General features: G+C 66.1%; 13 protein-coding genes. 9 read left to right on the top strand and 4 right to left on the bottom strand.

From position 1 onward, the window contains the following. The first annotated feature begins 18 nt into the window (after positions 1 to 18). Complete coding sequence (locus ABIA30_RS18855; RefSeq protein WP_370068100.1) at positions 19 to 243, top strand: hypothetical protein; 225 nt, start codon at positions 19 to 21, stop codon at positions 241 to 243. Positions 244 to 294: 51 nt separating this feature from the next. Here ABIA30_RS18855 and ABIA30_RS18850 read toward each other — a convergent pair whose 3' ends face one another. From ABIA30_RS18850 to ABIA30_RS18840, 3 genes are all read right to left on the bottom strand, one after another. Then, complete coding sequence (locus ABIA30_RS18850) at positions 295 to 2064, bottom strand: cellulase family glycosylhydrolase (protein WP_370068098.1); 1770 nt, start codon at positions 2062 to 2064, stop codon at positions 295 to 297. A gap of 178 nt (positions 2065 to 2242) precedes the next feature. Next, positions 2243 to 3520: a hypothetical protein gene (locus ABIA30_RS18845; protein WP_370068096.1), complete on the bottom strand. Its 1278-nt coding sequence runs from the start codon at positions 3518 to 3520 to the stop codon at positions 2243 to 2245. A gap of 446 nt (positions 3521 to 3966) precedes the next feature. Next, positions 3967 to 4443, bottom strand: a complete 477-nt coding sequence (locus ABIA30_RS18840; protein ID WP_370068094.1) for a carboxymuconolactone decarboxylase family protein — start codon at positions 4441 to 4443, stop codon at positions 3967 to 3969. A gap of 49 nt (positions 4444 to 4492) precedes the next feature. On the opposite strand from ABIA30_RS18840, the gene ABIA30_RS18835 reads away from it, so the two are divergent. After that, complete coding sequence (locus tag ABIA30_RS18835) at positions 4493 to 5914, top strand: PLP-dependent aminotransferase family protein (RefSeq protein ID WP_370068092.1); 1422 nt, start codon at positions 4493 to 4495, stop codon at positions 5912 to 5914. On the opposite strand, the gene ABIA30_RS18830 is transcribed toward ABIA30_RS18835, so the two are convergent. After that, the gene (locus ABIA30_RS18830; protein WP_370068090.1) at positions 5904 to 6527 is read right to left on the bottom strand and encodes a metal-dependent phosphohydrolase; all 624 of its coding nucleotides are present in this window, start codon (positions 6525 to 6527) and stop codon (positions 5904 to 5906) included. The two genes, ABIA30_RS18835 and ABIA30_RS18830, sit on opposite strands and share 11 nt — an antisense overlap. 64 nt (positions 6528 to 6591) lie before the next feature. Here ABIA30_RS18830 and ABIA30_RS18825 point away from each other — a divergent pair, with 64 nt between their 5' ends. From ABIA30_RS18825 to ABIA30_RS18795, 7 genes are all read left to right on the top strand, one after another. Continuing rightward, on the top strand, positions 6592 to 6969 hold the full coding sequence (locus ABIA30_RS18825) for a GtrA family protein (RefSeq protein WP_370068184.1): 378 nt from the start codon (positions 6592 to 6594) through the stop codon (positions 6967 to 6969). A 25-nt stretch (positions 6970 to 6994) separates the two neighbouring features. Beyond that, entirely contained in the window at positions 6995 to 8407 is a 1413-nt protein-coding gene (locus ABIA30_RS18820; RefSeq protein WP_370068088.1) for an FAD-binding protein, read from the top strand. 7 nt (positions 8408 to 8414) lie between these two features. Continuing rightward, entirely contained in the window at positions 8415 to 9194 is a 780-nt protein-coding gene (locus ABIA30_RS18815) for a decaprenylphospho-beta-D-erythro-pentofuranosid-2-ulose 2-reductase (RefSeq protein WP_370068086.1), read from the top strand. Further along, the gene (locus ABIA30_RS18810) at positions 9194 to 11071 is read left to right on the top strand and encodes a galactan 5-O-arabinofuranosyltransferase (protein ID WP_370068084.1); all 1878 of its coding nucleotides are present in this window, start codon (positions 9194 to 9196) and stop codon (positions 11069 to 11071) included. Before ABIA30_RS18815 ends, ABIA30_RS18810 begins: the two co-directional genes overlap by 1 nt. Before the next feature lie 11 nt (positions 11072 to 11082). After that, positions 11083 to 14295 (top strand): arabinosyltransferase domain-containing protein, encoded by a 3213-nt coding sequence (locus ABIA30_RS18805; protein WP_370068082.1) that lies wholly within the window; start codon positions 11083 to 11085, stop codon positions 14293 to 14295. A gap of 309 nt (positions 14296 to 14604) precedes the next feature. Continuing rightward, the gene (locus ABIA30_RS18800; RefSeq protein WP_370068080.1) at positions 14605 to 17865 is read left to right on the top strand and encodes an arabinosyltransferase domain-containing protein; all 3261 of its coding nucleotides are present in this window, start codon (positions 14605 to 14607) and stop codon (positions 17863 to 17865) included. Beyond that, positions 17862 to 21032 carry an arabinosyltransferase domain-containing protein gene (locus tag ABIA30_RS18795; protein WP_370068078.1) on the top strand — a complete coding sequence of 1057 codons (3171 nt, stop codon included), beginning with the start codon at positions 17862 to 17864 and terminating at the stop codon, positions 21030 to 21032. The genes ABIA30_RS18800 and ABIA30_RS18795 overlap by 4 nt, the downstream gene beginning before the upstream one ends. Positions 21033 to 21039: the final 7 nt, after the last annotated feature.

Genomic DNA, 21039 nt, shown 5'->3' with positions numbered 1-21039 from the left:
TCGACTAATGTCCGCGAAATGACACTTCGATTCGCTGGCGCAGCCGTAGTGGCAGCAGCTGTACTGACCGCTGTACCGGCCTGTTCTCCGCCCAACGAGAAGCCGTCGTCTACCAGCCGCAGTAGTACCCCCACCAAGTCGTCAACCACGCCGGAGACGACGACCACCGTGCCCCACCAGTTCGTCCCCTCCACCGAGCCGAAGTTCAACGGGGCCGACGAGAACGCCCCGCACCTCGGCTGACGGGGCTGCCCACTGGGTGCACGCCGGCAGCGGTCACCAGACGTGACATTGTCAACCGACGCTGGCAGCTCCCGATCGCACGTGCCGCGGGCCGGTCGACACGTCGTTCATCTTCTTGGGCGCACCTGCATGAGCAGGCTTGCCGGAATCTGTTGCACCGGAATCTGTTGCAGTGGGTGACGGGCTGACCCCGGACGCCTGGCCGCGGCCGTTGCCGGTCTTTCCGGCCTTACCTACTGAAGGCTTCCGCCCGGAATCCTTCGCCTTGGTGTCACTGGGACCATCCGCAGCGCCTTTGCCCTCGGCACTGTCCGCGGCCGGCTTTGCTCCGGAGGCATCAACACCGGACTTCTTGACCTTGGTTGATTTCTGAACTGCCACAGCACTTTTGACCGCGGCGGCCGGCTTTGCCGCCGATACGGCGGCCACCTTGGTCTTGGCGGCCGCCGCAGTTGCGGTCGCAGCCGCACCGACTCCGAGACAGTGCTCGACGCCGCTGACCACCGCGTTCACGACGTTCTTGACGAGGTTCCCGATGCCGTTGACCACATTGACCACAACTTTGGCGACCGTCTTGACCGCCCAGACCACCGCCGCCGCAATGGCATCCACCACGCCGACAACGAGATTCACCACGCCGGTGATCACCGCGCCGACCAGCTTCACCCCGTCCACGATGATGGTCTTGATCGCATTGATGATCGGGTTGGTCGGCGCCGCCGTGTGGGCGGCGATGAAGTCCTGGATCACCTGGACCGCAGGCTTGGCCGTCCAGTCCGTCTGCCAGATACCGAAGTTATCGGCGTCCTGGCCGTCACCGGTGTTCAGGTCCCGGGTCGAGTAGACGAAGATCGGCCCGGTACCGGCCTGCTGGCCCCAGCTGTTCAGGAAGTCCTTTAGGTAATCGGCCTGCTGTTGCTGGCTGACGCCGTCGCTACTGGTCGCCGTGGGCAGTCCGTACTCGCTGGCCCAGATCTTCTTGGCGCCATCGCCGTAGGCCTCCATCAGCAATCGCATGTTCTCCAATTGCCTTAGTGGAGAAGCAACTTGGTCCTGCTGCTGGGAGAACATCAAGGTGTAGTCGTAGGGATGGAAGGACAACGCATCGAAATAGCCCTGAGCGCCTGCCTCATACATCCCCTGCAGAAATGTCACCGGATTCATCGTGGCGTTGCCCAGGGTCCGGCCCGATCCCAGGACCCCACCGATGACGGTGATCGACGAGTCCACCGACTTGATGGCGGCGTAGGCGGCCTTCAACAACGCGGTGTAGTTGCTCGGACTGACCGGGTTGAGGAAGAAGTTCGCGTTGGGCTCGTTCCACACCTCCATGGCCGAGATCTTGCCCTTGTAGCGTTCGGCCACCGTTTGCGCGTAGGCGGCGTAATCGGTGGTGGAAGGTGTGCCCGATCCAACCGGACCGGCCCACGCGGGAGTCTCGTTGAGGGTAGCCAGCACTCCCATACCGCGCTTGTTGGCCTGATCGATGATGTAGTCGGCATTCGACCAGTTGTAAACGCCTTGGGCCGGCTCAATCTCCGCCCAGTACAGGCCAACTCGGATGTCCTGAATTCCGATCGACTGCATCATGTCGAGTTCTTTGTCGATGTCGGCATGTGTCTGCAGCCGCAAGAGATTCGAATCAGCCAGCCCCACCGTGTCCGGGGAGTCGACGATGGACGCCGTCGGCAGCACCTTGAAGTCGTGCGCACCCGCCAGTAGCCGTGGATCGGTACTCGCACACATGACGGCCAGCGCCATTGCCCCGATGACGACAACGACCATTCTCTGCAGCACCAGCCGGCGGACGTATCGCCTCATCGCGTTCCCCCAAACGACTCGAACCGCAGATATTGACTGAGGTGCAACCAAATAGAACCCTAGAGCGAAGCTGGGAACTATATGTGAGATTTGACGGAGCGGTGGGCAGGCGGTCCGCAACCGCCGTGGGCCCTCTCGTCCCGCCGGACGACAGGACCCACGGGGTCGAGCGAACTGGTTACTCAGCGCCACCATTGCCGGAACCGCCCGAGTGACGGCCGGTCTTTCCGGAGTTCGAGGCAGCGTTGTCCCCCTTGTTTGTCGTGGTGCGATCCTTCTTGGAACTCGGCGCGGTCTTGTGAGTCGGCACTGCGGACCCGTCGTCAGCCCCCTTGGTGCCCTGCCCGGTCGCTGCCGTCGACGTGCCGTCGTCGCTACTCGCCGATTTCTTGTTCGCGCCCCGCGCCCGGCGGTCCGTCTTGGCCAGTGGCGTACTCGCGGCGCCGGAGCCATCGGTGGCCGCAGTGGCGCCGGCGGCCGCAGTGGCATCGGTGGCATCCGCCGTGGCCGCCGGCTTCGCCGTGGCTTTGGCAGCTGCCGGTTTCGCGACGGCCGCCGACTTCGGGCCGGCCGGCAAAGCGATCATGGTCCGCGCCGACGGAATATCGGTTGCGGCGGCGGGCGGCTTGGCCGGCGCCGGAGTGATTGCGGTCGCGATGATGTGGAGTGCGTTCCGCAGCCCCTGCACAACACCATTCACCCCCAAGAGTCCGCCTCCATCGTCGGCGTACCCGTTGAGCACTGCGCCGGTGATGGTCGCCGGGATCGCCAGGATGGCACCAAGGGCCGCACCCAGATTGCCCGACTTCACCGCGGTCAGTACCCGCTGGAGGCTGTCGCCGCTAGCGGTCACGACATCGCTCATCAGCTGAATCGCCGGGAATCCCGCCGCAAGAACCCAGCCCGCTCCGCTCGGCGAGTTGATGGCCACGTCGATGACGTTCAACATGTTCTGCACCGGCTTACGGAAGGCGGCCTGGATATCCGGGAGGATATTGGTGCTGAGGATCGGCGTCACGATCGGGAAGATCGCGGCCTGAAACAGGGTGATGAAGCCATCGGTGATCTGGCCCGCGGCGAGCTGGCCGAGCGCCTGCCGCACCATATCCGGCGTCTGTCCGAGCTGCGCGACGGCGGCAGTCAAGAAGTCTCTGACGGATCCACCCACAGTGAGCGCACTGGCGACCTCGTTCTTCACGATCTGCCCGAGTACGGGGGCCGGGTCCGCAAGGACACCGGTGGCGAGGACTTTGGTGTTCTGCAACGCCGCGGCGATGACCTGGCCCCACTCCGTGATCGGGTTCACCTGTGGTAGCGCAGCAAGCCGGACCGCGCTCACGTGGACTGCCGGTAGGTGAATGTCGGGCATCGGGGGTGCAACTGGAGAGGCGACGATGACGCCGGCTCCCATCAACGCAACCCCGGCCGACAGCGTGGAACGAACAGCGATCTGCATGGTCTTCCCCTGATAGATAGTTGTGATATTAACCACAGCAACGTATCGGGTAACTCCGACAAAACTCCCAGGTTTCGCTCATGTAACGCGTGTCATTTTTTCGCAAGATGTAATGCTCCGCGGCTACCCACCAGTAGTTATGTAGCTGGTCAGGGACTTGCCACCAGTGCCCAACGCAGGTTAGATGAGTTAGTGATCATCACATCACTGGCCTGTGAATCGGAGCCACCTCGACGTATCCGTTAGCCATCAGATTTGAAAACAGCGCAATGGACTGTTAAGGGACGCGTAAACCGGCAGTGATCATTCGCCGGATGAATCCCGATAAATCTCCCGCTACGCAATTTCGGCAAACCAGATCCAGATCGCTGGGCCGTGGCCGACCGCGATGGCCTGAAGGACCATGGTTGCTGCGGCCGGCCGGCCATCAGTCGATGCGTGGCGGGTCAACGACGGCGCGGAACCGCCTTCCGGGTCGCCGCATTGAGCCGGTTCCAGGAGTTGATGACCGTGGCCATGCCGACGACGTGGGCGAGCTCCCGTTCGGTGAACACCGCCGCGGCCTGTGCGTAGATGTCGTCGGGCACCGGTCCATGACTCAGATCGGTGATCGCCTCGGTGAGAGCCAATGCGGCACGCTCTCGTTCGGTGAACAGCTCGCCGGCCTCTTCCCAGGCCGCTACCAAGGCCAGCCGTTGGTCGGTCTCACCGTGCCGACGGGCGTCGTGCACATGCATGTCAAGGCAGAAGGCGCAGTGGTTGATCTGTGAGGCCCGGATCTTGATCAGCTCGCCGATCGTGGGGTCGAGTTCCTTGGCGGCGGCATTGCTGAAGGCCATCATCCCGTCGTAGAGCTCAGGCGACGCCTGATAGATGTCGATCCGCTTGGGATGGGTGGTCGGTGCATTCAGTGTTTCGGTCATGGCATCCACGCTAGCCATCAAAAGCCCGCGAAAATGGTTCAATTCCCAGGTGTCTTCATGGGCCAATTTAGTACACGGCGAAGCAGGCAGGGATCTGCACCTCGACCTGCGTCAGGCCATCGAGCCCGGCCGGCGCGGCACCCGTGACCAGCTGATCAATGCCCTGCGCGACGCAGTGCGGTCCGGCCGACTCACATCGGGCACCGTGCTGCCTCCGTCTCGCTCGCTGGCCGTCGACCTCGGACTGGCACGCAATACCGTCGCCGAGGCCTACGCCGAGCTGGTCGCCGAAGGCTGGCTGGGATCGCGCCAGGGCGCGGGCACCTGGGTGATCTCAGATCGTCCTGAACCCCTGCCCACCCAGCCACGCGGCCGCCCGAGTGCCCCCACCTACAACCTGATGCCGGGCTCGGGGAACGTCGCGGCCTTTCCACGGCAGGCCTGGCTGGCCTCCACCCGACGGGCACTGACCAATGCACCCACCGAAGCGCTACGCACCGGCGATGCCCGCGGCCGGACCGAACTACGCAGCGCACTCGCCGAATACCTCGCCCGCGCCCGCGGCGTGCGCACCTCCCCCGAATCGATCGTCATCTGCGCCGGCACCCGGCACGCGATCGAACTGCTGACGAAACTCGTTGCGCCCGAGGCTATTGCGCTCGAGGAATACGGGCTGCATCTGTTCCGGAACGCGATAGCAGCGGGCGGCGCACAGACGATCGCGATCGGAATCGACGATGGCGGCGCCGTCATCGACGATCTGGAAAATTCAAGCGCCGCAGCAGTTCTGCTCACGCCTGCACACCATTTCCCGCACGGAGTACCACTGCACCCGGCCCGGCGCAGCCAAGTACTGAAGTGGGCCAATCGCACGAACGGCTATGTGCTGGAAGATGATTACGACGGCGAGTTCCGCTACGACCGCCAACCGGTCGGCTCGATACAGGGCCTCGACCCGCAGCGGGTGGTCTATCTGGGCTCGGCGAGCAAGAGCCTGTCACCGGTGCTGAGGCTGGGCTGGATGGCGCTGCCCGACGACCTGATCGACCCAGTGCTGGATGCTGCCGGTGGGCAGCAGTTCTATGTCAACGGCATCGACCAGTTGGCCATGGCCGACTTCATCCAATCCGGCCAGTACGACAAGCACATTCGCCGCATGCGGATCAGCTACCGGCGGCGCCGCGATGCGCTCACGACCAAGCTCGCCGGTCTGGACGTTCAGATCAGCGGGCTGTCCGCCGGACTGCACGCACTGATCCGGCTGCCCACCGGCACCGAACACGAAGTCATGCGCCGTGCGGCTGACAGCGGCATCGCGCTGTCCGGTTTGGCCCTACTCCGACACCCCGACGCCCCACCCGACCGGCCACCCCGGGACGGAGTGGTGGTGAGCTTCGGCACTCCAGCCGACCACGAATTCAATGCGGCGATCGAGGCACTGCACGATGTGCTGAAGTCCGTCAGCCGCTGAGCGCATCGAGTTCGGCCGCGAGATTGGCGCGCGCGTCGCCTTCCCACAGTCTGCGGGCCGGCTCACATCGGTACAGCGCGGGCGACGCCAGCATCGATTCGATCATCCGGGCCCGCCACGCACCGAAGTCCGCATCGCTGACATGGCCGTACTCGGCACGCACGCGGGCGGTGTTGCGTCGGTAGTCCGCCGGCGGCACCGCCAGCACGGCCAGATCGGCATCGGAGAGCACCTGGCCGTTGTGGTCGCCGGCCGACGGATCATGGGTGATGGTCACCCGCACCAAGCGCCCCACCTCGGCCACCAACACCGGGTCCAGGCCCAGCCCAGCCAGCTCCGATTCGGCCAATAGTGCGCTGTTCTCCTCGTCATCGGACTGCCCGGCATACACGGCGTCGTGGTACCAGGCCGCCAGGCGCACCGCGTCCGCATCGTCGGCGAACGACTCGAGCACATCGACGGCGGCCAGGATTCCCCGCAGGTGGCTCAGGTCGTGGTAGTTGCGGTGTGGCTCGGACCACCGGGCTACCAGTCCCGCCCCGACGGCACCGATATCCGGGGACGCGCAGTACCTCGCCAGCAGGCTCTGCCACGCCTGAAGCAAATCGGTCACATGCCTATGGTGCACGTAAGCTGCCCGAGTGGCCGAGACAACCGAGAACGCCCAGATGAGCCTGATGACCCAGGCGTGGCGCTTCGTCGTCACCGGCGGGCTGTCGGCAATCGTCGATTTCGGGCTGTACGTGCTGCTTTACAAGGTCGTCGGGCTGCAACCCGACCTGTCCAAGGCGATCAGCTTCGTGGCGGGCACCACCACCGCCTATCTGATCAACCGGCGGTGGACCTTCCAGGCCCCGCCCAGCACCGCCCGCCTGATCTCCGTCTGGGCGCTGTACATCGTGACGTTCTTCGTCCAGGTGGGCTTGAACCACCTGTTCCTGCACCTGCTGCACTACACCCCGACGGCAGTGGTGGTCGCCTTCGTCATCGCTCAGGGCACCGCCACAGTGATCAACTTCGTGGTGCAGCGAGCAGTGATTTTCCGGCTGAAGTGACGCCGAACGGTACCCTTTCACCGTTATGTCTACCCAGCCTGACGCCACGCTGCCCCTGACGCGACGCCCCCTCACTGGGTTCGGTCGCACAGCGCCGACCGTGGCACACGTGCTTTCCACACCCGACGTGGAAGTGATCGCCGAAGCGGTCAAACGCGTCGCGGACGCAAACTCCTCCAGCCCCGCCCACCTACGCCGAGGCATCCTCGGTCGAGGACTCGGCCGGTCCTACGGCGATCAGGCCTGCAACGGCGGCGGCATCGTCGTCGACATGACGGCGCTGAACCGGATCCACTCGATCAGCTCCGAGACCGCGATCGCCGACGTGGACGCCGGGGTCAGCCTGGATCAGCTGATGAAGGCTGCACTGCCGTTCGGGCTCTGGGTACCGGTACTGCCGGGCACTCGGCAGGTCACCGTCGGCGGCGCCATCGCCTCGGATATCCACGGCAAGAACCACCACAGCGCCGGCAGCTTCGGCAACCACGTGCTGTCCCTGGACCTGCTGATGGCCGACGGCGAGGTGCGCACCCTCACGCCCGATGGACCGGACAGCGAGTTGTTCTGGGCCACGGTCGCCGGAAACGGATTGACCGGCATCGTGATTCGCGCGCGGATCGCCATGACCCGCACGGAGACGGCGTATTTCATCGCCGACGGTATCGCCACCCAGGATCTGGACGAGACCGTCGCCGTGCACCAGGACGGCAGCGAGGACAACTACACCTACTCCAGCGCCTGGTTCGACCTGATCAGCCCGCCGCCCAAGCTGGGCCGCGCGGCAGTGAGCCGGGGCAGCCTGGCCCGGGTGGATCAGCTGCCCGCCAAGCTGGCCAAGGATCCGCTGAAATTCACTGCACCCCAACTGCCGGCGGTGCCGAACCTGTTCCCGGTCAGCTTCATGAACAAGCTGTCGCTGTCCATGATCGGCGAGGCTTTCTACCGGATGAGCGGCGACTATCAGGGCAAGATCGTCAACCTGACGCAGTTCTACCACATGCTGGACATCACCACCGGCTGGCAATATGCCTATGGCCCAGCAGGTTTCGCGCAGCATCAATTCCTGGTGCCACCGGATGCACTGGAAGAATTCAAGGGCATCATCCGATGGATGCACACCCAGCGGCAGTACTCGGCGCTGAACGTCTTCAAGCTGTTCGGTCCGGGCAACAAGGCGCCGTTGAGCTTCCCGATGAAGGGGTGGAACGTCGCCCTGGACTTCCCGAACCGACCCGGCGTCAACGAATTCCTCAATGAGCTCGACAAGCGGGCCATGGAATTCGGCGGCCGGGTGTACACCGCCAAGGATTCCCGGGTCAGCGCCGAGAGCTTCCACCGGATGTACCCGCGCATCGACGAGTGGATCGCCATCCGCCGCCAGGCCGACCCCAACGGCGTCTTCGCCTCTGACATGGCCCGCCGGCTGGAACTTCTTTAGGAGAAACATGATTGACGCAACCGGCAACCCACAGACCATCCTGCTGTTCGGCGGCACCTCGGAGATCGGCCTGGCCATCGTCGAGCGCTATCTGAAGAACGCCAAGGCGCGGGTGATCCTGGCCGACCTGCCGAACGCCCCGAAGCGCGACGCCGCCATCGAGCAGATCGAGGCCGCCGGCGCCAAGTCGGTCGAATATCTGGACTTCGATGCGCTGGACACCAAGAGCCACCCGGCGGTCATCGAATCCGCTTGGGCCGATGGTGATGTCGATGTGGCAATCGTGGCCTTCGGCGTCCTGGGCGATGCCGAGGAGCTGTGGCAGAACCAGGCCAAGGCCGTCATGACCGCACAGATCAACTACACCGCAGCGGTTTCGGTAGGTGTGCTGATCGGCGAGAAGATGAAGGCCCAGGGCTTCGGCCAGGTCATCGCGATGTCCTCGGTCGCCGGCGAGCGGGTGCGTCGCTCCAACTTCGTCTACGGCTCCACCAAGGCCGGCCTGGACGGCTTCTACCTGGGACTGGGAGAAGCGTTGCGCGAGTTCGGTGTTCGCGTGCTGGTGATCCGCCCCGGCCAGGTGCGGACCACCACGACGCTGGAGCACTGGAAGGCCACCGGCGCCAAGGAAGCGCCGTTCACCGTCGACAAGGAAGACGTTGCCAACCAAGCCGTCGCCGCGGCGGCCAAGGGTAAGGAATTGATCTGGGCACCGGCACCGGTGCAGGTCCTGATGTCCGTCATCCGCCACATCCCGCGGCCGATCTTCCGCAAACTACCGCTCTGATGCTGCGCACGTCGGCCAGGGCGTCCGGCCAGATGCTGGTCGCCATCGCACTGGCCGTGGTCACCGCGGTCGTTGCGCTACAAGCAATTCAGCGCGTGCAGTGGCCGGCGTTCAACTCTTCGAACCAACTGCATGCACTGACCACCGCGGGTCAGTGCGCCTGCCTGGCCGGGCTGCTGGCGTCCGGGTGGCTGTGGCGCCGCGGCTGGCAACGCGTGGCCAAACTGGCTGCCACGGTGCTGCTTTCCACTTTCTCCGTGGTGACGCTCGGCATGCCGCTGGGCGCCACCAAGCTGTACCTCTTCGGCGTCTCGGTCGACCAGCAATTCCGTACCGAGTACCTGACGCGGCTCACCGATACCGTCAAACCGCACGACATGACCTACCTGGGCCTGCCGCCCTACTATCCGTCGGGCTGGTTCTGGCTCGGCGGACGGCTGGCAGCGCTCACCGGCACCCCCGCCTGGGAGATGTTCAAGCCGTGGGCCATCGTGTCGATCACTGCGGCGATCGCCGTCGCATTCGTGTTGTGGGCGAACATGATTCGCTTCGAGCATGCCCTGGTGGTCAGCACCGCGACGGCGGCCCTCACGCTGGCGTACTCCTCGACCGAGCCGTACTCGGCGGTCATCGTGGTGCTGCTGCCTCCGGTGTTCGTACTGGCCTGGTCCGGACTGAAGGCAACTGGTCGGGAGGCGGGCGGAAGCGGACACAGCGGCTGGGCCGCGATCGTGGGCACCGGGATATTCCTGGGCCTGGCCGGATTATTCTACACCCTGCTGCTCGGCTACGCCGCATTCACGTTGACCCTGATGGCATTGCTGCTGGCCGCCGCCCGCCGCCAGTGGCAACCGCTGGCCAGACTGGTCGTCGTCGCGGTCATATCTGCCGTCATCGTGCTGATCCATTGGGGCCCCTATTACCTGAAGGTGTTGAGCGGTCACCCCACGGACAAAGACACGGCGCTGCACTATCTGCCGATGGCCGGCGCCGAGCTGACCTTCCCGATGATCGACTTCACCCTGCTTGGCGCGCTGTGCTTGGTCGGGACGTTGTGGCTGGTGATCCGGGCCCGTACTTCGACCCGGGCCGGAGCGCTGGCCATCGCGGTGCTGTCGGTGTACGTGTGGTCGCTGCTGTCCATGCTGGCCACGCTCGCCCGCACCACGCTGCTGTCCTTCCGGCTGCAACCGACGCTGTTGGTGCTGCTGGCTGCCGCCGGTGCCTTCGGTTTCCTGGAGGCCACCCAGGCGATCGCCTACCGGTACCAGCGGCCGAACTCCAACCGGGTCATCGCGGTTGCGGCCACCGTCGGGGCGATCGGCGCGGTCACCTTCAGCCAGGGCATCCCCGACGTACTTCGGCCCGACATCGCGGTGGCCTACACCGACACCGATGGCTACGGCCAGCGCGCGGACCGTCGTCCCCCCGGAGCCGAGCGGTTCTACCGCGCGATCGACGAGCACATCACCGCCACCACCGGCACGCCGCGCAACCAGACCGTGGTGATGACCGCCGACTACAGCTTCCTGGCCTACTACCCCTATTACGGGTTCCAGGGGCTGACATCGCACTACGCCAACCCACTCGCGCAATTCAAGGAACGCTCCGCGGCCATCGAAAGCTGGGCGACCCTGACCAGCGCGGATGCCTTCGCCGACGCCCTCGACAAGCTGCCTTGGCAGGCCCCGACGGTGTTCCTGATGCGCCACGGCGGCACCGGCACCTACACCCTGCGGCTGGCCGAGGACGTCTACCCAAACCAGCCCAATGTGCGCCGGTATCAGGTGGCGTTGCAGGCCGGACTGTTCGATGACAAGCACTGGCAGGTGACCGATATCGGCCCGTTTGTGCTGGCCATCCGCAAGGCCCACTAACATCTAGCCCCGTGGTCGGAGAGCCTGAGCCTGCGCTAGACAGCACCCACCGGACAGCGCGGTTGATCGCGATCGTCGCCGGTCTGCTCGGCGCCTTCCTCGCGATCGCCACCCCGTTCCTGCCGGTGACCCAGACCACCGCGCAGTTGAACTGGCCGCAAGGCGGGCAGCTCACCAGCGTCGACGCGCCACTGATCGGCTACGTCGCCACCGACCTGGACATCTCGGTGCCGTGCCAGGCCGCGGCCGGGTTGACCGGTCCCGAGAACAGCACCAGGACCATCCTGCTGTCGACCGTGCCCAAGCAGGCCCCCAAGGCCGTCGACCGCGGCCTGCTGATCGAGCGGGTGAACGACGACCTGCTGGTCATCGTGCGCAATACCCCGGTCGTCAGCGCCCCCTTGAGCCAGGTGCTCAGCGGCGCGTGCAAGGAACTCAAGTTCACCGCGCACGCCGACCGGGTCGCCGGCGAGTTCGTCGGCCTGGTCCAGGGACCGAACGACAAGAACCCCGGTAAGCCTTTGCGCGGCGAACTCAGCGGCTACGACTTCCGTCCGCAGATCGTCGGGGTGTTCACCGATCTGTCGGGAGCGGCCCCACCCGGACTGAGCTTCTCGGCCACCATCGACTCGCGCTACAGCACCTCTCCGACACTGCTGAAGATGCTCTCGATGATCTTCGGAGTCGTGCTGACCGTCGTCGCACTGGGTGCCCTGCACGTGCTCGACAGCGCAGACGGCATGCGGCACAAGAGATTCCTGCCGCCGCGCTGGTGGTCGGTGACGCCGCTGGACGGTCTGGTGACCGCGGCTCTGGTGTGGTGGCACTTCGTCGGCGCCAACACCTCCGACGACGGCTACATCCTGACCATGGCCCGGGTGTCCGAGCACGCCGGCTACATGGCCAACTACTACCGCTGGTTCGGCACCCCGGAATCGCCGTTCGGGTGGTACTACGACCTGCTGGCGCTCTGGGCCCACGTGACCACGGCCAGCGTCTGGATGCGGCTGCCCACGTTGCTGATGGCCCTGGCCTGCTGGTGGGTTATCAGCCGCGAGGTGCTGCCCCGTCTCGGCCGGGCCGTCAAGAACAGCCAAGCGGCGGCCTGGACCGCCGCGGGCATGTTCCTGGCGTTCTGGCTGCCGCTGAACAACGGCTTGCGACCTGAGCCGATCATTGCCCTGGGCATGTTGCTGACCTGGTGCTCGGTGGAACGCGGGGTCGCCACCAGCCGACTGTTGCCGGTGGCCATCGCGATCATCATCGGCGCGCTGACCCTGTTCTCCGGCCCCACCGGCATCGCCGCGATCGGCGCCCTGATCGTCGCCGTCGGACCGCTGAAAACCATTGTGGGACGGCATACTTCACGGTTCGGCCATCTGGCGTTGCTGGCCCCGATCCTCGCCGCCTGCACGGTCACGCTGATCCTGATCTTCCGCGACCAGACGTTGGCCGCGGAGATCGACGCCAGCACCTTCAAGACCACCGTCGGCCCCGCGCTGAGTTGGTTCGACGAGCACATCCGCTACGAGCGACTGTTCACCACCAGCCCGGACGGTTCGGTAGCCCGCAGATTCGCGGTGCTGACCCTGGTACTGGCACTGGTGGTGTCGATGGCAATGTCGTTGCGCAAGGGGCGAATTCCGGGCACCGCGGCCGGGCCGGCCCAGCGCATCGTGGGCATCACCATCATCTCGTTCCTGGCCATGATGTTCACCCCCACCAAGTGGACCCACCACTTCGGCGTGTTCGCCGGGCTGGCCGGCTCGCTGGGCGCGCTGGCCGCAGTCGCCGTGGGCACCGTCGCCATGCGATCCCGCCGCAACCGGACGATGTTCACCGCGGCGGTGGTGTTCGTGGTGGCATTGTCGCTCGCCACCGTCAACGGCTGGTGGTACGTCTCCAACTTCGGGGTGCCCTGGTCAAACGAATTCCCAGCGTGGCACTTCGGCTTCACCACCTTCGGCTTGGGTCTGACGGTGCTGACTCTGCTGTGGGCAGCCTGGCTGCACTTCTATGACAAGGACCCCGAGCGCGCCCCTCGTTGGATTCCACAGGCGCCGTTGGCAATTGCCTCGTGGGCCGTGGTGCTTTTCGAGGTGCTGTCGCTGACGCTGGGCATGACGCAGCAGTGGCCCGCATGGTCGGTGGGCCGCTCCGACTTGGAAGCGCTGACCGGCAAGACCTGCGGGCTGGCCACCGATGTCATGGTCGAGCAGGATCCCAATGCCGGCATGCTGGTCCCGGTCAGCGCCCCGGTGGGGGCGGCCTTGGGCGCCGGCGGTGCGGAAGGGTTCACCCCCAACGGAATTCCGGCCGATGTGTCGGCCGATCCGGTAATGGAGCCGCCGGGCGGCAGCAACTTCGCCGACAACGACGGCGGCCTGATCACCGGCGCCGAACCCGGTACCGAGGGCGGGACCACCTTCGTCGCCGGGGTCAACGGGTCGAAGGCCCGGCTGCCCTACAACCTCGACCCGGCCCGCACCCCGGTACTGGGCAGCTGGCGAGCCGGCATCCAGATTCCGTCCCACATGAGCTCGGGCTGGTACCGGTTGCCGCCGCGCGACGAAGCTGGACCACTGCTGGTGGTCGCCGCCTCCGGCCGGTTCAACCAGGGCGAGGTCCGGGTGGAGTACGCCGATGACAGACAAGCTGCGCAAGGCCTCATCGGCGGCGCGGTCGGGTTCGCCGACGTCGGCGCCGCGCCGGCCTGGCGCAACCTGCGTGCCCCGATGGCGGCGATCCCGCCGGACGCCACCCAGATCCGGGTGGTCGCCACCGACGACGACCTGGCCCCACAACACTGGATCGCCCTGACCCCGCCGCGGATCCCCAAGCTGCGCACCCTGCAGGACGTCGTGGGCTCCAAGGATCCGGTGCTGCTGGACTGGCTGGTGGGCCTGGCCTTCCCGTGCCAGCGCCCGTTCGGCCACAACGACGGGGTCACCGAAGTGCCCAAGTGGCGCATCCTGCCGGACCGGTTCGGCGCCGAAGCCAACTCTCCGGTCATGGACTATCTCGGTGGCGGCCCGCTGGGCATCACCGAGCTGCTGCTCAAGGCGACCCCGGTGCCCACCTATCTGAAAGATGACTGGTTCCGGGACTGGGGTTCGCTGCAGCAGTTCACCCGGTACTACCCCGACGCGCAGCCGGCTCGGGTCGACCTGGGCACGACGACGCGCAGCGGGCTGTGGAGCCCGGCGCCGCTGCGGCATTCCTGACCGAATCAGCCGTGGTTCTCGACGTGTCGGCTTCTCCTGCGGCACGTGCCGGTGGCCCGGCGCCGGATACCCGCACGTCGGCGTCGGTGGACAACGGGATCAACCCGCTTATCCACCGCCCATCGCGTTCACCCTCACACCTGGGCGCGCACTACTCGCCCCTTTGCGCCCTGACTGCAGGGTCAACGGCAGATATCGGCTGGAACACGCCGTACAACCACCATCCGGCAGGCCACTTTCGGGCTACTGCCTCGACATTCCCGGTCAGTGCGCCAGGACACACATGCCCGTCGCCTAGTCTTTAGCCTCGTGCCTGCCAGGACTGCCCGCCTCGTTGCGATCATCGCGGGCCTCGCCGGTCTGCTGCTATGTGCGCTGACCCCGCTACTGCCCGTAAAACAGACAACCGCGACCGTGCTCTGGCCCCAAGTGCCCGGTGCCAGCGGCAACGTCTCCGATGTCACCGCCCCGTTGGTGTCGGGTGCACCGCTGGCGCTGGATGTCTCCATCCCGTGCTCGGCGATCGCCACCCTGCCGGCCGCCGGAGGGTTGGTGTTCTCCACCATTCCGCCCGACGGCATCGACGCCAGCCGTAACGGGCTGTTCGTCCGGGCCAACGCCGACAGCGTCGTGGTGGCCTTCCGTGACTCGGTGGCCGCGGTGGCGCCGCGGGCCGCGATCGCTGCTGGAAAGTGCAGCGGACTTCACGTCTGGGCCACCAACGCCGGCGTCGGAGCGGACTTCATCGGCCTGCCGGGCGCGTCGGGCACCGGCACGGTGGAAAAGAAGCCGCAGGTGGCCGGTGTCTTCACCGACCTGAAGGTGCCCGCCCAGCCCGGCCTGTCCGCCCGCATCGACATCGATACCCGGTTCATCGTGTCGCCGACCCTGATCAAGTCCGCCGCGATGAGCCTGGGTGTGCTGCTGACCCTGGTCTCGCTGGTGGCGCTGGCAGTGCTGGACCGGACCGAAGGCCGCCGGGTGCGCGACGGCGCCAAGCGCTTCTGGCTGGTGAACCCGACACGCTGGCTGGCCGACGTCGTGGTCATCGGCGGTCTGGTGCTGTGGCACCTGATCGGCGCCATCTCATCCGATGACGGCTATAACCTGACCATCGCCCGGGTGTCCGGCCAGGCCGGCTACGCCGCCAACTACTACCGCTACTTCGGCACTTCCGAGGCGCCGTTCGACTGGTACCAGTCGGTGCTCGCACGGATGGCCGCCATCAGCACCGACGGCGTGTGGATGCGGCTGCCCGCCCTGCTGGCCGGTATCGGCACCTGGCTGCTGCTGTCCCGATGGGTGATCCCGCGGCTCGGCCCCGGCGCCCGTGGACTGGCCGCCAACCGCATGGCGGTCTGGACCGCGGCAGCGGTCTTCCTGGCCGCCTGGTACCCGTTCAACAACGGTCTGCGCCCCGAGCCGCTGATCGCCTTCGGCGTCATCGCCACCTGGGTGCTGGTCGAGTACGCGATCGCCACCCGACGGCTGCTGCCCGCGGCACTCGCGCTGATCGTGGCCGGGTTGGCTGCCACCACCGCCCCGCAGGGCGTGATCGCCGTGGCTCCCCTACTGATCGGCGCCCGTGCCCTGGTCCGGGTGGTCCAGCGCCGACGAGCCGGCTCTGGCCTGCTGGCCCCGATCGCTGCACTGGCCGCGTCGGCATCACTGATCCTGGTCGTGATCTTCCGGAACCAGACACTGGCCACTGTCGCAGAGTCGGCCCGGATCAAGTACAAGGTCGGACCGACCATCTCCTGGTACCAGGAATTCCTGCGCTACTACTTCCTGACCGTGGAAGATTCGGTCGACAGTTCCTTGACCCGCCGCTTCTCGGTGCTGATCCTGCTGCTGTGCCTGTTCGGCATGATCACCGTACTGCTGCGCAAGGGCCGGGTGCCGGGGCTGACCAGCGGGCCGCTGTGGCGGTTGATCGGCACCTGCGCGCTGGGTCTGCTGCTACTGCACTTCACGCCCACCAAGTGGGCGGTGCAGTTCGGTGCCTTCGCCGGGCTGTCCGGCGCGTTGGGTGCGGTGACCGCTTTCGTCTTCGCCGTGATCGGCCTGCACAGCCGACGCAACCTGGCGCTGTACGTCACAGCTCTGCTGTTCATGCTGGCCTGGGCCACATCCGGGATCAACGGCTGGTTCTACGTCGGCAACTACGGGGTGCCGTGGTTCGACCGGCAGCCGGTGCTCGCACATCAGCCGATCACCTCGATGTTCCTGGCGCTGGCCATCATCAGCGCGGTTCTGGCCGGCTGGCTGCACTTCCGCATCGACTACGCCGGGCACACCGAGGTCGCCGACACCCGGCGCAACCGGATTCTGGCGGAGACCCCGCTGCTGATTGTCGCGACCATCATGGTGGTGCTCGAGGTCGGCTCGATGACCAAGGGCTTCGTCCAGCGCTACCCGCAGTACACCACCGCGCGGGCAAACCTGTCCGCACTCGCATCGGGATTGTCGGACCGCAGCTGCGCGATGGCCGACGACGTCCTGGTGGAGGCCGACACCAATGCCGGCATGCTGGCGCCCGTGGCCGGGCAGACCTGGGGCAAGTACGGGCCGCTCGGCGGGGAGAACCCCGTCGGCTTCACCCCCAACGGCGTCAGCGACTCGCTGGCGCCGCCGCACCCGGTGGTGGCCAACCCGGGCACGGTGAACTCCGACGGCTCACCCAACAAACCCAACGTCGGTGTCGCCTTCGCCGCCGGCACCGGCGGCGGCTACGGCCCGACCGGCGTCAACGGCTCCAACGTGTACCTGCCCTTCGGGCTGGACCCGGCCCGCACCCCGGTGATGGGTAGCTACAAGGAGAACACGGTCGCCGCCAAGGCCACGTCGGCTTGGTACCAGCTGCCGCCCCGAACCGCGGACCGGCCGCTGGTCACCGTCGCGGCCGTCGGCGCCATCTGGTTCTACGACGAAGAGCACGAATTCCACTACGGCCAGTCACTCAAGCTGCAGTGGGGGGTGCATCGGCCGGACGGCAGCTTCCAGGCACTGGATTCGGTACAACCGATCGACACCTTCGCCCAATACGCTTGGCGCAACTTGCGATTCCCGCTGAAGTCGGCACCTCCCGAGGCCAACGTGGCGCGCATCGTGGCCGACGATCCCAACCTTTCCGAGGACCAGTGGTTCGGGTTCACCCCGCCGCGAGTTCCGGAATTGCAGACCGCACAACAGTTCCTGGGGTCACAGACGCCGATCATGATGGACATCGCCACCGCGGCCAACTTCCCTTGCCAACGCCCCTTCGCCGAACATCTCGGCGTCGCGGAGTTGCCCAAGTACCGCATCCTGCCCAACGTCAAACAAGTGGTGGTGTCTTCGAATATGTGGCAGTCCGCTCAAAAGGGTGGCCCGTTCCTGTTCATCCAGGCGCTGTTGAAGACCTCGACCATCCCGACGTATCTACGCAACGACTGGTACCGGGACTGGGGCTCCATCGAGAGCTACGAGCCGGTCGTGCCACCCAACTTGGCCCCTCCGGCCGTGATTGAGCAGGGCAACATGACTGTCAACGGCTGGAGCCGTCCCGGACCGATCCGGGCACTGCCATGAGCACGCGCACTGCCCGCTGGGTTGCCACGATTGCCGGACTGATCGGCTTCCTGCTGTCTGCGCTGACCCCGGCGATGCCGGTGGTCCAGAAGACCGCCACGCTCAATTGGCCCCAGCAGGGTCAGCTGAACAACGTTACGGCGCCGTTGATCTCACAGACGCCGGTGTCGATGACCGCGACCGTGCCGTGCTCTCTGCTGCGCTCACTGCCACCCAGTGGCGGGTTGATCCTGGGCACTGCACCCAAGGACGGTAAGCAGGCGGCACTGAACGCGCTGTTCGTCAACGTCACGAGCACCCGGGTCGACATCACCGATCGCAACGTTGTGATCGCAAGTGTCGATCGATTGAAAGCCGTTGGCACACACGGATGTTCACGGATCGATATCACCTCGGACAAGACCGGTACCTACGCCACGTTCGTCGGCCTGACCGGAACCGACGGCAAGGTGCAACGCACCGGGTTCGGCGACCCGAACCTGCGGCCGACCATCGTCGGCGTCTTCACCGACCTTAAAGGCGCCGCACCGCAAGACCTTTCATTGTCCGCGACGATCGATACCCGATTCATCAACCGGCCGACCACGCTGAAGTACATCACGATGTTCGGCGGCATCCTGGCCACCGTCGTCGCACTGGTCTCGTTGTGGCAGCTGGACCGGCTGGACGGCCGGCGGATGCAGCGGCTGATCCCGTCCCGCTGGCGGACCTTCACGGCCGTCGACGGAACAGTCATCGGCGGGTTCCTGCTCTGGTATGTGATCGGCGCCGGGTCTTCCGACGACGGCTACATCCTGCAGATGGCGCGGGTCGCCCCCCACGCGAACTACATGATCAACTACTTCCGTTGGTTCGGTAGCCCGGAAGACCCCTTCGGCTGGTACTACAACGTGCTGGCCCTGATGACCCACATCAGCGACGCCAGCATCTGGATCCGGCTGCCAGATCTGTTGTGTTCGTTGATCTGTTGGCTGCTGCTGTCCCGCGAGGTGCTGCCCCGGCTCGGGCCCGCCGTGGCGGGCAGCCGGGCTGCACTGTGGGCAGCGGGCCTGGTGCTGATGGCCGCGTGGATGCCGTTCGACAACGGCCTGCGCCCCGAGGGCCAGATCGCCACCGGCGCCCTGATCACCTACGTGCTCATCGAACGGGCCATCGGATCGGGCCGGTTGACCCCGGCCGCACTCGGAATCATCACCGCCGCATTCACGCTTGGCATCCAGCCCACGGGCCTGATCGCCGTCGCCGCACTACTGGCCGGCGGTCGTCCCATCCTGCGAATCCTGGTGCGCCGCAGGCGCGATGTCGGCACCTGGCCACTGGTCCTGCCACTGCTCGCCGCCGGTTTCGTCATCCTGACCGTGGTGTTCGTCAACCAGACACTGGCAACGGTGTTGGAAGCCACCAGGATTCGTACCGAGATCGGCCCGAGCCAGGCCTGGTACACCGAGAATCTGCGGTACTACTATCTGATCCTGCCGACAGTCGACGGCTCGCTGTCGAGGCGGTTCGGCTTCTTCATCACCGCGCTCAGCCTGTTCTCGTCGGTGTTCATGATCCTGCGGCGCAAGCGAATTCCGGGTGTTGCCCGGGGTCCGGTGTGGCGGCTGATGGGCATCATCTTCGCCACCATGTTCTGCTTGATGTTCACCCCCACCAAGTGGGTGCACCACTTCGGGCTGTTCGCGGCCGTGGGTGCCGCAATGGCGGCGGTGGCCACCGTGCTGATGTCGCGTTCGGTGCTGCGGTCGCCACGCAACCGGATGACTTTTGCCGCCGCGGTGCTGTTCCTGTTGGCACTGTGTTTCGCCACCACCAATGGCTGGTGGTACGTGTCGAGCTACGGCGTGCCGTTCAACAACGACATGCCGGCGATCGGCGGAATCAAGGTCAGCACAATCTTCTTCACGCTGTTCGTGATCACCGCACTGTGGGCATTCTGGTTACACCTGAACGCGAGCAAGACCGAGAGCCGGGCGGTGCGGTTGATCACCGCGGCCCCGATTCCGGTGGCCGCCGGCTTCATGGTGGCGGTGTTCGTCGCATCGATGGCAATCGGTGCGGTACGCGAGTACCCGACCTACTCCAATGCCGCCGCGAACCTGCGGGCGTTCAAGGGCGGTTGCGGGCTGGCCGACAACGTACTGGTCGAGCCCGACACGAACGATGGCTTCCTGACCCCGCTGCCCGGCAATTACGGGCCGCTTGGCCCCCTGGGCGGCACGGGCGCGGTGGGCTTCACACCCAATGGTGTGCCGGATCGCATTGTCGCCGAGGCGATCCGGTTGGAGTACCCGGTATCGGGTACCGACTCGGACTGGGACGCCGCGGTCAAACTCAAGACGGCCGGTATCAACGGTTCGACCGTGCCACTGCCGTACGGGCTCGACCCGGCGCGGACCCCGCTGGCCGGTACCTACACCGAGGGACCGCACCAGCAGGCCAAGCTGACCTCGGCGTGGTACTCGCTGCCTGCCCCCGACAGCGCGCATCCGCTCGTGGTGATCACCGCGGCGGGCACCATCACCGGCACCAGCGTGCTGAACGGCCGGACCGAAGGCCAAACGGTCGCACTGGAATACGGTCACGCGGGACCCGGCGGAGCCCCGGTCGCCACCGGCCGCGTCATGCCCTACGACCTCGGTCCGGCACCGTCGTGGCGCAACTTGCGCTATGACCGCCGTCAGATCCCTGCCGACGCGACCTTCGTGCGGGTGGTCGGCGAGAACCTGTCGCTGAACCTCGGCGACTGGATCGCCGTCACCCCGCCGCGGGTACCGGAGCTGAAGACCCTTCAGCGGTATGTGGGTACCACCCAGCCGGTGCTGATGGACTGGGCCGTCGGCCTGGCCTTCCCGTGTCAACAACCGATGTTGGTGGCCAACGGTGTGACCGACGTGCCGAAGTTCCGGATCACACCCGATTACACCGCCAAGAAGCAGGACACCGACACCTGGCAGGACGGCATCAACGGCGGCCTGCTCGGCATCACCGACGTGCTGCTGCGGGCGCACGTCATGGCCACCTACCTGTCCGATGACTGGGGCCGGGACTGGGGTTCGCTGCGGCGGTTCACCACCGTGGTCAACGCGGTGCCCGCAGAGCTGGAGTTGGGCACGGCCGTGCACAGCGGGCTGTACTCACCGGGACGGATGCGGATCGAGCCGTAACTCGACG

This window comes from Mycobacterium sp. MAA66 (assembly GCF_041261665.1).
GTDB lineage: Bacteria > Actinomycetota > Actinomycetes > Mycobacteriales > Mycobacteriaceae > Mycobacterium.
Note: the sequence above shows the minus strand (reverse complement) of the source record. Positions and strands in the feature narration are given on the sequence as shown.

What these genes read in the sequence shown, in the direction of transcription:
- ABIA30_RS18855 (WP_370068100.1), top strand. Translation starts at nt 19, where the DNA reads ATGACACTTCGATTCGCTGGCGCAGCCGTAGTGGCAGCAGCTGTACTG.
- ABIA30_RS18850 (WP_370068098.1), bottom strand. Translation starts at nt 2,064, where the DNA reads ATGAGGCGATACGTCCGCCGGCTGGTGCTGCAGAGAATGGTCGTTGTC.
- ABIA30_RS18845 (WP_370068096.1), bottom strand. Translation starts at nt 3,520, where the DNA reads ATGCAGATCGCTGTTCGTTCCACGCTGTCGGCCGGGGTTGCGTTGATG.
- ABIA30_RS18840 (WP_370068094.1), bottom strand. Translation starts at nt 4,443, where the DNA reads ATGACCGAAACACTGAATGCACCGACCACCCATCCCAAGCGGATCGAC.
- ABIA30_RS18825 (WP_370068184.1), top strand. Translation starts at nt 6,592, where the DNA reads ATGACCCAGGCGTGGCGCTTCGTCGTCACCGGCGGGCTGTCGGCAATC.
- ABIA30_RS18820 (WP_370068088.1), top strand. Translation starts at nt 6,995, where the DNA reads ATGTCTACCCAGCCTGACGCCACGCTGCCCCTGACGCGACGCCCCCTC.
- ABIA30_RS18815 (WP_370068086.1), top strand. Translation starts at nt 8,415, where the DNA reads ATGATTGACGCAACCGGCAACCCACAGACCATCCTGCTGTTCGGCGGC.
- ABIA30_RS18810 (WP_370068084.1), top strand. Translation starts at nt 9,194, where the DNA reads ATGCTGCGCACGTCGGCCAGGGCGTCCGGCCAGATGCTGGTCGCCATC.
- ABIA30_RS18795 (WP_370068078.1), top strand. Translation starts at nt 17,862, where the DNA reads ATGAGCACGCGCACTGCCCGCTGGGTTGCCACGATTGCCGGACTGATC.